The sequence below is a fragment of the Ureibacillus acetophenoni genome, assembly GCF_900220965.1.
Classification (GTDB): Bacteria; Bacillota; Bacilli; order Bacillales_A; family Planococcaceae; genus Ureibacillus; species Ureibacillus acetophenoni.
Window position 1 is genome coordinate 98,363 of record NZ_OBQC01000014.1, and the last position, 12,002, is coordinate 110,364.

The window sequence follows — 12,002 nt, forward strand, 5'->3', positions numbered from 1 at the left end:
TATTCGTATTCTGTAAGGGATAGAAGGAATTTTAGTAGATTCTAATCTAGTTTTATACGAATAAAAATAGAGTAGAAAATAATATTTTAGTATGAAATTAATAATAATTTGGTTATTAGATTAATAGAATATATTAAACACGTAATGTGAAAAAACTATTTTGGATGGGGGAAATGAAGATGCAAACAGTAATTGAATTAAATTCTAACGCAGCGAAGTTTATCTCTAAACCGTTAAAAATGTTTATTGGTGGGGAATGGGTTGAGGCACAATCAGGAAAACGTACAGAAGTTAGAAATCCTGCAGATGGTTCTTTACTTACAACAGTACCAGAGGCGGATAAACAAGATGTTGACGTAGCTGTGGCAGCTGCTCGCAAGGCATTTGAATCTGGTCCATGGCCAAAAATGAAACCGAATGAACGGGCAAAACTATTATTAAAGTTAGCTGATTTATTTGAAGAAAACGGAGAAGAGCTTGCTCACTTAGATACACTCGATTATGGTCAGCCTTTATCAACAACATTGAATTTTGCAAAGGCAGCAGCTGATAATTTCCGTTACTATGCAGGTTGGACGACACGTTTAACTGGTGAAACAATTCCATCAAGCCAGCCAGGTAATATCTTCAACTATACACGTCGTGAACCACTTGGTGTTTGTGGTGCTATCGTTCCATGGAACGCTCCATTTATGAATGCCATTATGAAACTATCTGCACCACTAGCAGTTGGTAATACAGTTGTAATTAAACCATCCGAAGAAACACCATTAAGCTTACTAAGAGTAGGAGAGCTAATTCAAGAAGCTGGCTTCCCTGATGGTGTTGTAAATATCGTAACTGGTTATGGACCAACAGCAGGTGAAGCAATTGCGACACACCCTGATGTAGACAAAATTGCATTTACTGGATCTACTGCAGTTGGAAAACGAATTTTACAAAATAGCGCAAGTAACATTAAAAAAGTAACGCTTGAATTAGGCGGTAAATCAGCACACATTATTTTTGCGGATGCAGACTATGAATTAGCGTTGCAAAATGCTGCAAATGCTGTGTTCTGGAATACAGGTCAAGTTTGTTTTGCAGGATCACGTTTGTTCATCGAAGATAAAATTTACGATAAGTTTTTAAGTGATTTAGCTGAGTATTCGAAAAATTATAAAGTTGGAAATGGATTTGATCCATCAACAGTAATTGGACCAGTCGTAAATGCCAAGCAAAAAGAGCGCGTTTTAAATTATATCGATATTGGTCAGCAAGAAGGGGCTGAACTAATCATCGGTGGAGAAGCAAACGAAGGGGATTTAGCAAATGGCCATTTTGTTCGTCCAACAGTATTAGCAAACGTAAATAATTCTATGAGAATTGCCCGTGAAGAGATTTTTGGACCTGTTGTATCAGGAATTCCATTCTCTGACGTAGATGAAGTAATTCAATTAGCAAATGATACAGAATACGGCTTAGGTGGAGGAATCTGTACAACTAACCTAAGTAAAGCACATAAAGTAGCCCATGCGTTGAAAACTGGAAACGTGTGGATTAACACTTATAATATTACAGAGCCGCACTCTCCATTTGGTGGTTATAAACAAAGTGGTTTAGGTCGCGAAAATGGTCTAGCTTCTATTGATGCATATACAGAAATTAAAAATATTTGGGTTAATATTGATTAATTTATAGACATATTTCATGCAATTAGTTTCCAAAAATTAAATGTTTGGAGGAATTTGAATGAAAGCATTAGTATTAACTGAGTATGGAAACAAAATGGAAGTTAAGGAAGTACCAAAACCTGAGCTATCAGAAACAGGAATTGTCTTAAAAATTAAAGCAAATGGAATTTGCCGTAGTGACTGGCACTTTATGATGGGCGATTGGGATTGGAACGGATTAAATATTGAACTCCCTCATGTATTTGGCCATGAGTTTTCAGGAGTAGTTGAAGAAGTAGGTTCTAAGGTTACAAAGTTTAAAGTTGGTGATCGCGTTGTTGTTCCACACGCTCATGGCGAAGGAACGTGTGAATATTGCTTGACAGGGCACTCAAACATTTGTGATAACGGTAGTGTAGCAGGATCAACTTATTGGGGAGGATACGGAGAATACGTATCAGTACCTGATGCTGACCGAAATGTAGTTCACTTACCAGACAACGTAAGCTTTGAAGTAGGAGCTGCCTTAGGGTGCCGCTTTATGACTGCTTTCCATGGTTTAGTTGATCAAGTGAAAGTACAACCAGGTGAGTGGGTTGCTGTTCATGGAAGTGGTGGACTTGGACTTTGCTTAGTTCATATTGCTAATGCGATTGGTGCAAAAGTAATTGCAGTCGACATCAATGATGAAGCATTACAATTGGCAAGTGAATTTGGCGCGCACGTTACGATTAACGGTCGTGAAAAAGATGCAGTACAAGAGATAATGGAAATCACGGGAGGTGGCGTACACGTATCAGTTGATGCCCTTGGTATTGCAACTACTTGCCGAAACTCTATTTTGAGCTTACGTAAACGTGGACGCCATTTACAATTGGGATTAACAACGGCTGAAGAAAAGGGTTATGTATCTCTTCCTGTTGATTTAATTGTATTAAAAGAATTACAGCTTGTTGGTTCTTCGAATATGCCAGTTTCAAGATTCCCAGATTTAATGCGTATGGTGGAAAGTGGAATCATTCAGCCAGAAAAAATGATTACAAAAACAGTGAGTATCGAAGAAGCAGCTGATATTCTTGTTGATATGAGTGAATTTAAGACACCGGGTATAACAGTAGTAAATAGATGGTAACAAACTCATAGAAGTGAGGAGAAAACTATGTTACTAGAACAATATGTTGCTCTTTTAAATAAGGGTGATTATGACGGTATGTCAAAATTATTCACAGAAAACTGTCGAGTTGATGATGGTGCAGCTCGTACAATCGATGCGCCAGATTTAGTTGTGACAGGTAGGGAAGCTTTGAGGGAAGGTTTTAAGACAGCTCTAGAAAGTACAAAAATTCGTGCAGAGGTTATTAAACTAAATGCAAATTCAATGGAGTATGATGCATATCTAGGTGATATAAAACTAGAGTGTATTGGCTGTGCAACTTTTAAAAATGGACTCATTGATGAGTACATCGTACGTCCAAGAAAAATTTATAACATTTCATGCCAACTATTCAATTTGTAGAGTAGTTGGCTTATTTAATAACAGGACTTGTTTTAACCGTTCAATAACGACATGTGTTATGCCACAATTCCTTTGCCTAATAGATACAAACCTTGTACAGTTATGCTAACAGATCATAAAAATAGGTGATAACATGCTACCCGAAATAAAGCTCTCTGTCCGAAATTTAGTTGAATATGTATATAGTAGCGGAAGTATTGATAATCGATTCCGAACGGCGACGACCATGACCGAAGGAACAAAAGCGCATAAAGCTATTCAAAGTACGTATGAAGAGACAGATCAAAAAGAAGTTTTCCTTAAGACAGAGATTGAATATGAAAAGTTAAACTACATAATTGAAGGTCGATGTGACGGTTTATTATTTAGGGAAAATGAAGTTTGGATTGATGAAATAAAATCTACTTCAAGGGATTTAACAAGTATAGAAGAAGACACTACTCCTGTTCATTGGGCTCAAGCAAAGGTGTATGCTTATATTTACGCAAAAGATACAAATCGAAAGGAAATGTGTGTTCAACTTACGTACATAAATATTGTGACAGATGAGCAAAAAAAATTCCTTAAGCGTTATAGATTTAGCGAACTAGAGCAATTTGTAAATGAGCTAATAGAAAGTTATTCCCATTACGCATCTTTAATGCATGAACATCGTTTACAGAGAGACAAGAGTATATCCGAATTGCAATTTCCCTTTAAAAACTATCGACAAGGGCAACGGAAATTTGCGGGTGCAATCTATCAAACAATCTCAGAAGAAGCAAATCTCTTTGCCAATGCACCTACCGGAATTGGAAAAACTATTTCTAGTATTTTTCCTACTGTTAAAGCGCTTGGAGAAGGAAAGCTCGACCGAATGTTTTACCTAACAGCAAAAACTATTACAAGACAAAATGCTGAGGATGCTTTTTCTCAATTGAAAAATGAAGGTCTCGTTTTTAACGCAGTTACAATTACCGCAAAGGATAAAGTGTGCTTTAAGGAAAAAACACTTTGTCAAAAGGATTACTGTGAGTTTGCAAATGGATATTATGACCGGGTGAACGATGCTGTTTTAGATATTTTATCGAATGAGTCTTTTATTAACAGAACGACGATTGAGGAATATGCAAGAAAGCATACGTTATGTCCATTTGAATTTTCTTTAGATGTAGCCTATGTGGCGGATGCTATTATTTGTGACTATAACTATATTTTTGATCCGAAAGTTTCTTTAAAGCGTTTTTTTGATGAACATAAAAGAAATTCTGTCTTATTAATTGACGAGGCACATAATCTCGTAGATCGAGCTAGAGAAATGTTTTCGGCAGAACTTACAAAAAAACCTTTTCTTACATTGAAACGTGAATATAAAGGCACACAAGTTTCTAATTCTGCAACGAAACTTAATAAATATTTTATTGAAATAAAGAAAAGGTGTTCAGAGAGTGGGCACCTTGTTATGAAGGAATTACAAGAGGATCTAATCGACTTACTGGATGAGTTCACTCAATGTGCAGAAATCGAGTTATTACAATCGACGAAATTAGAAGATCAACAATTGTTATTAGATACTTATTATGCTGCTACGAGTTTTGTACGAATTTCAAAATTATATGATGAACGCTATGTAACCTTTGTTGAAACAGATAATAATGATGTTCATCTAAAAATGTTTTGTTTGGATCCTTCCCATTTATTGCAGCAAATACGTAAAAGGTTTAGAGCAACGGTTTATTTCTCGGCAACGCTTCTACCGTTAGAGTATTTCATGAATATGCTAGGTGACCCAAAAGAAGATTATACATTAGCAATACCATCACCTTTTTCGAAGGAACAAACAGAAGTATACATTCAACCAATTTCCACTCGATATCGTGCGAGGGAACATACAAAAAATCAATTAATTGAAATGTTGTCAAAACTCATTAATGAACGGCAAGGTAACTTTTTAATCTTCTTTCCATCCTATCAATATATGAAAACTGTTTATGAAGATTTCACAACCGCCTATCCAAATGTTCGTTCAATTATCCAAACTAGCAATATGGATGAGGAGGAAAGGGAACAGTTTTTAGAAGAATTTAAGGAAGAGAGCGCGGATACATTCATTGGTTTTGCTGTATTAGGCGGGATTTTCTCTGAAGGTGTAGATTTAATAGGAAACCGTTTAAATGGTGTTATCGTTGTTGGTGTTGGCCTACCACAGCTATGTCTCGAACGTGACATTATGAAAGATTATTTCCAATCAACAGGAAAAAGTGGCTATGATTACGCGTATACCTATCCTGGAATGAACAAAGTGCTTCAAGCTGGTGGAAGATTAATACGATCTGAAACTGATACTGGTGTAATCGTTTTAGTAGATGATCGATTCCTTACACCTAAATATCAACGACTTTTGCCGGATGAGTGGAGAGATTTTGAAGTAATAGGAAGGTAATGTAAGGGTTTTGGAAGTGGTTAGTTCTATAAAAGGAACTGACCACTTTTTGCGCTTAATATTAATTGGATATTCATAAAATTTTATTTACCTCCAGTATTGAATTAAATGTATTTTAATTACATATTAGTTATATAAAATTGTAGTTAAACTACAAATTGAATACAGATTAAAGAGGGTGACTATATATTGAATGATGGAATGGAAAAGATAAGACAAGGTATTTCAACTTTAAAACCTTCCGAACAAAAGGTTGCTCAATACATAATCGAAAACTATGAAAAAGTTTTAACGATGCCAATTGCAAAATTAGCTAAAGAATGTAATACGAGTGAACCAACGATTATTAGAATGTGTAGATCTTTACAATTTAAAGGTTTTCGAGATTTGAAATTAAGCATATCAGCTTCTGTATATAATAAAAAATTTGAAATTGATCGATATAAAGACTTATCAACAAAATTAAGTATTTTAGAAATCACCAATTTTGTATCACATAATAACCTTCTTTCAATCGAGGATACGTTGTCCGTATTGGATGTTCGTGAAGTGGAGAAAGCAGTCAATTTACTTAATCATTCTAGAAGGATTTTGGCTATTGGCGTCGGTGCTTCGGCTATTGTTGCATTAGATTTTGAGCAAAAATGTAAGCGAATTAATCGATGGTGTGATGCATTATGGGATAGTCATTCTCAACTCACCTCTGCAGTTCACTTAACCGCAAACGACACAGTTTTAGCAATCTCGTATTCTGGGGAAACGAAAGAAATAATGGATACTATTAAAATAGCGAAACAAAACAATGCAAAAATAATCTCCCTAACTAGTTTTGGAAATAATTCTATTCAAAAAATGGCAGATATTAATTTGTTCGCTTCATCTCAAGAAGAAAGTATTCGAAGTAGTGCTACTGCTTCACGTATTGCTCAATTAAATATTATCGATATTTTATACACTGGATTAGCCTCAATGAACTATGAACAATCTGTTGAATATTTAGATAGAACCCGTGAAGCCATTGATACAATATTCCAAAAGTGAAAGATTTTTATTAAAAATAAAAATGATTTGAAATAGGACTTTAATTTTATAAATACAGCTTTGTTTCATATAGAGAAACAAGGCTGTTGTTGTTAAATCTACTCACTCGTAAAATATGAAGACAAAGAGTGTTGAATGAAAACTACAAGCAGGCTAGTTATTCGTGAACTTTACATATATTTATCATAAAGAAACTAGCGCTACTATTGAAAGAGGTGATTTTAAGTGGTGGCAGGTAATCGTATTTTCACAAAATATTTTAGTAGTTTGTTCTTTATGAATATATCTATTTTTATTGCCTATCATGGATTAATTGCAACGCTCCCACTTTATGTGTTTGGAGTGTAAGGACGAAGTGATAGCGACTCTAGTTTGTTAGTAACGATTTTTTTTATTTCTGCTATTATTGTTCGGCCTTTTTGTGGTAAGTTGCTAGATTACTTCGGGAAAAAGAAAATGTTAATTGTAAGTCTACTATTTTTTTTATTATGTACAATTTTATATATTGTCGTTAAACCTTTTCTGTTACTTCTAATACTGAGATTTTTTCAAGGTATTTGGTTTAGCGTTGTAACAACTGCAGCAAATTCAATTGCGGCAGATATTGTACCTGAGAGTAGAAAAGGAACAGGGTTAGGTTATTTCTCTATTTCTGTAAATTTAGGAATCGTTATTGGTCCTTTTATTGGAATTACAGTAGTACAACTTGCTAATTTTGATTTACTGTTTATTATTTTAGCGATTCTATTAACAATAGGGGCTCTGTTAGCATTACCCATAAAATTATCAAATATTGAACTTGAAGGAGAAAGAAGTTTAAAATTTTCATTATCAGATTTAATAGAGATGAAGGCATTGCCAGTTGCTTTGTTAGGTATGTTTGTCTCTTTTTCATATTCAAGTGTCTTATCGTTTATTTCCATTTATTCGGAACAAAAAGGTTTGTTAACAGTAACTGGTTATTTTTATATTTTATTTGCGGCAATTATGATTGCTATACGTCCATTAACAGGGAGATTTTATGATACAGTAGGGCCGAAATATGTTATTATTCCATCCTTTCTTCTTTTTAGTGGAGGATTAGTAATGCTAGGTTTTATGGAAGGTCCGATTCTATTTTTAATTTCAGCATTATTGATTGGTGCGGGATATAGTACGCTTGTTACAAGCTTTCAAACCTTAAGTGTACAGGCTACAAGTCTGGCAAGAAGTGCATATGCAACCTCAACTTTCTTCACATTGTTTGATAGTGGAATTGCATTAGGATCAATGGTTTTTGGCATTATCGCAGTTACTTTTAACTATCTTATCGTTTATTTAAGTGCTGCTAGCATCGTATTACTTGCAATGTTTGTCTTTACCCTCAGATTAAGAAAAACAGAGTTAGTTTCATAGAATAAAAGTAGTTTTTAATGTGATATATCTAATTGACGAGTACATTGTACGACCAAGGTAATATTGTAATAATGAAAGGATCGAGAATTTTCATTCTCGATCCTAAAATTTTATTGTAGTTTTCCACGAGCTAATATTGGAAGCTCCTCCACAACATCATCTCCAGAAACTAGGTAAGCAACATCATATAGGTTACATACTGGACAAATGTGATTTGGGATGACTTCAACCTTATCACCGATTTTCACTTCATTTCTAAATTTTTCATTATAAATAATTGCGTGCTCATCATACATTTGACTAATATGCACTTGATCGAAACCTTTTAATGTACCAACACCTTTCGTAGCACAAATTCCTTCACTACGAGATTGCATTGTTAAACCTTTTGCCCCGACATCGGTAATGACACGTTCAGAAGTAGGCTTGCTAATAACTGTTGTTAGAACAGTTGCAGCGCATTTGTCGTAAGTTCCAATGGCATTTCCTTGAGATACATCCATAAGAATATAAGTTCCAACACGAAGCTCAGTAACTCCTTCCATTACGTCAAATCCAAACATGAATGGAGGAGTTGAACCGATACTAACAGTTTCAAGCTTACATCCTAGCTCCTCTGCCAATCTCGCAAAATGGAGTGTACGACTTTGCGCGTAATTATAGAGTTCACGACAATGCTCTACGTCTTTTGCTTTGTACGTATTTCCATCGTGGGAGAAGATCCCTTTTAGGTTAACATGAGAGCAGTTCATTATATACTTCACTAAGTTAATATAATCTTCCTCTTCAATAACACCTGAACGATTTTCACCAACTTCAATCTCAATCAATACTTGTGCAGGTTTATCGCTATCGCTAAATACCTTTTCAATCATTTCAATTTGTTCGATATTATCCACACCGAAAGAAATATCAATCGTTTCCGCCAATTTTTTAATACGGTTCAGTTTTTGTTCTCCAACGACTTGGTTTGCAATGAAAATATCATCTAGTCCATGTTCAGCCATTACTTCTGCTTCGCCAACTTTAGCGACAGTAATTCCTTTTGCACCGGCTTCTTCTTGTAACTTAGCAAGGGCAGGCATTTTATGAGTTTTTGTATGCGGACGAAGAGCCACATTCTGTTTATTTGCAAAGGATTGCATATATTGAATGTTATCCATCATAATTTCACGATCAATTATTAAGCTAGGTGTATCTAAATCTTTTACTTTCACTATCAATCTCTCCTTACTATTAATAGACTAAATTCATTAGTTACTCTTAATCCCCGCTCCACAAAGTGGCAATACTACTTTTTGATTTTTTAAATCAGGATATTTCTCTATGTAGCGTGAATATGCTGCGTAATTCACTGCAGCTGTGATTTCGACATAGACTCCTTTTCGCGCCAATTCTTTTCTTGCTTCCGACGTTTCTTCATCTGTGATTGTAATAATGTCACCATCAGTAGCACGTACTGCTTTTAGGATCTCTGCACCCCTTGCTGGTGCTGCAATCGCAATCCCTTCAGCTAAAGTACCTTTGTTTTCAACAGAGTCTACCACAGTCGATCCATCAACAAATGCTTTTTGAATTGGAGCGCAAGCTGTAGCCTGAACAGCTAAAATTTTAGGCATTTTATCAATTTGTCCATTTTCTAATAGTTCTTGTAGTGCAATGTAAGCGCCCATTAATAACGTTCCATTACCAACTGGAATGATAAACGCCTCAGGTAACTGTCCATCCATCTGCTCATAGATTTCATAAACATATGTTTTAGTACCTTCCCAAAAAAGTGGGTTATAAATATGACTCGCATAAAATAGATTTGTCTCTTCAACCATAGCAATCGCGGCATTTGCAACATCTTCTCTAGTTCCTGGGATCTTATGAATCACTGCACCATGTGCTTCAATTTGTTTAATTTTTTTATCAGAAGTTGAATCAGCTACGAAAATGTCACATTGGATGCCTGCTCTTGCTCCAAATGCTGCAATGGACGAGCCTGCGTTACCACTACTATCAGCAACAACTCGGTCAATTCCAAGTTTTTTAGCCATGGCAATCAGTACAGCAACTCCACGGTCTTTAAAAGACAAAGTTGGCATGTAATATTCCGCTTTTGCATAAAGGTTTTCAGCAAGTTTTATAAGTGGAGTATCACCTTCACCCATAGTTACATCCTGCCAAACATCTTCTTCATTAAAAGGCAATGCATCAATGTATTTCCAAAGTGAGTGGTTACGAGAAGATGAAGTTATGTTAAAATCGATAAGTTTTTTTTCATATTCTAAGTTTAATAGCCCACCACAGTCACATTTCCATTTATGGCTTTCTAAAGGAAATGTTGATTTACATTCAACGCAAATATAGTTCATGACCATCATTCCTTTTCATCTTTGTATGCGATCGCTTCAAGTTCAATTTCAAATCCAAAATGTAATTCTTTCGTTGGGACAATTGAACGAGCAGGTTTATGATCACCAAAATATTGTTTATACACTTCATTTACAGTATCCCAATGAGAAATATCAGAGATAAATAGAGTAACTTTCATAATACTCTCTTTTGAAGTTCCTGCGTTTTCTAATACAGTGTTTAAATTTGCTAATACTTGTTTTGTCTGTGCCACAATATCACCTTGGCATTTTTTACCTGTAAAAGGGTTAATAGGGAGTTGTCCTGAAATAAAGACGAAATTCCCTTTTTCTGTTGCTGGTGAGTAATGACCGCCATTCGGCTTAGCCCCATCAATTGTTATAAATTTCATTAAAATTTTCTCCTCTTTGTATAAATAATTCTATATTATATATAAAAAAATATATGCTTGATTGAAAAAAATAGGACAGATTTAAAACCTATCCTTTATTGTATTTCTCTTTTATTTCATCAATGTAACTATAAACCGTCACTTTAGAAATTTTTAGTTTTTCAGCTACCCGTTCGATAGTGCCACGAATAAGGAAAATCCCTTTTTGTTCCATAAATCGAATCATTTCTATCTTTTCTTCTCTTCTTAGCGAGTCGACAGATTTATTTCCAATGGTTTTATCAATTAAATCATTGGCGATTTCATTGATATGGTCCATTTTACTTGTATCTTCAAATTGTGGAGTAGGATCTGGTCCATTATTTGGTACCTGGGGTAATAGACTAGTTAGGTAATTAATACTTTGTGTAATCTTCGTTGTATCAACATTAATACATAGAGCACCCTTCACTTTTTTATCATGATCACGAATTAATACAGTAGAAGATTTAATCAACCTGCCATCATCTGTATGAAAATAATAATTTGCTGAATAATCATTTGTGAAATTTTGTGAAAGTAATACATCTGTAATTAAGTGATTAAAGCTTTGACCAACTTGTCTGCCGGTTACATGATTGTTAACTGTGTACACGACAGAGTTTTGTGGAATTGTTAAATCGTGAATAACAACCTCAACATCTGATCCAAATGTTTTTGCTATAACATCTGCCATTGGAATGTACTGTTGTACGATAGAATCCATACATTTTTCCTTTCTAGAAAGAAAATTTTTTATTATCTTATTTTATTATATAAAAATTTATACGATAAACCAATAATTTTTTCTATGCCAATAAAAACCCTCATTAATCATAATCGATCTAACTTACAGCATAGTATTATAAAAACCTATTATTTGTAATGTAATAGGTTTCTAGATTTACACCACTGTAAAAGACCCAGACATATAAAAAATTATATAACATTTAAACCCACTATATTTGTCACATGTATTTCAAAATTAAGAAAGGGGTTGATTACTACATAAATTAATAGTTTCATTTTGCTCAATTCATTGGTGAGTTTCTAGGTTAAAGAACTTATAAATTTGTATTACTAAAGGGTTGCTAAGATGTTATTTCATAAAAAGCACAGTGGTGAAATGTCAACCTAGAAAAACATCAAAATTGGAAATTCATTAAGCATTCAACATCTCAATTTCCTTTTTTAAGCGCACTTAAA

Annotated in this window: 9 protein-coding genes and 1 pseudogene; 6 read left to right on the forward strand and 4 right to left on the reverse strand. The window is 34.5% G+C overall.

Features of this window, described 5'->3' with window-relative positions:
• The first annotated feature begins 179 nt into the window (after positions 1–179).
• The 6 genes and pseudogenes from CRO45_RS16200 to CRO45_RS16225 form a co-directional block, all read left to right on the forward strand.
• Positions 180–1,673: an aldehyde dehydrogenase family protein gene (locus CRO45_RS16200; RefSeq protein WP_212613435.1), complete on the forward strand. Its 1,494-nt coding sequence runs from the start codon at positions 180–182 to the stop codon at positions 1,671–1,673.
• Positions 1,674–1,731: 58 nt separating this feature from the next.
• On the forward strand, positions 1,732–2,784 hold the full coding sequence (locus tag CRO45_RS16205; RefSeq protein WP_097150665.1) for a zinc-dependent alcohol dehydrogenase family protein: 1,053 nt from the start codon (positions 1,732–1,734) through the stop codon (positions 2,782–2,784).
• A 27-nt stretch (positions 2,785–2,811) separates the two neighbouring features.
• A complete protein-coding gene (locus CRO45_RS16210) occupies positions 2,812–3,168 on the forward strand; it encodes a YybH family protein (RefSeq protein ID WP_097150666.1) in 357 nt (118 codons plus the stop codon).
• A 133-nt stretch (positions 3,169–3,301) separates the two neighbouring features.
• On the forward strand, positions 3,302–5,590 hold the full coding sequence (locus CRO45_RS16215; RefSeq protein ID WP_097150667.1) for a helicase C-terminal domain-containing protein: 2,289 nt from the start codon (positions 3,302–3,304) through the stop codon (positions 5,588–5,590).
• Between the two features lie 189 nt (positions 5,591–5,779).
• Entirely contained in the window at positions 5,780–6,631 is an 852-nt protein-coding gene (locus CRO45_RS16220; RefSeq protein WP_097150668.1) for a MurR/RpiR family transcriptional regulator, read from the forward strand.
• A gap of 366 nt (positions 6,632–6,997) precedes the next feature.
• Positions 6,998–8,026, forward strand: a pseudogene (locus CRO45_RS16225) (MFS transporter); the annotation flags it as partial.
• A 110-nt stretch (positions 8,027–8,136) separates the two neighbouring features.
• On the opposite strand, the gene CRO45_RS16230 reads toward CRO45_RS16225, so the two are convergent.
• The 4 genes from CRO45_RS16230 to CRO45_RS16245 form a co-directional block, all read right to left on the reverse strand.
• Positions 8,137–9,243 (reverse strand): D-TA family PLP-dependent enzyme, encoded by a 1,107-nt coding sequence (locus CRO45_RS16230; RefSeq protein ID WP_170949526.1) that lies wholly within the window; start codon positions 9,241–9,243, stop codon positions 8,137–8,139.
• A gap of 36 nt (positions 9,244–9,279) precedes the next feature.
• Entirely contained in the window at positions 9,280–10,392 is a 1,113-nt protein-coding gene (locus CRO45_RS16235) for a threonine synthase (RefSeq protein ID WP_097150679.1), read from the reverse strand.
• Complete coding sequence (locus CRO45_RS16240; protein ID WP_097150669.1) at positions 10,392–10,778, reverse strand: RidA family protein; 387 nt, start codon at positions 10,776–10,778, stop codon at positions 10,392–10,394. Before CRO45_RS16240 ends, CRO45_RS16235 begins: the two co-directional genes overlap by 1 nt.
• An 88-nt stretch (positions 10,779–10,866) precedes the next feature.
• Complete coding sequence (locus CRO45_RS16245) at positions 10,867–11,523, reverse strand: helix-turn-helix transcriptional regulator (RefSeq protein ID WP_097150670.1); 657 nt, start codon at positions 11,521–11,523, stop codon at positions 10,867–10,869.
• Positions 11,524–12,002: the final 479 nt, after the last annotated feature.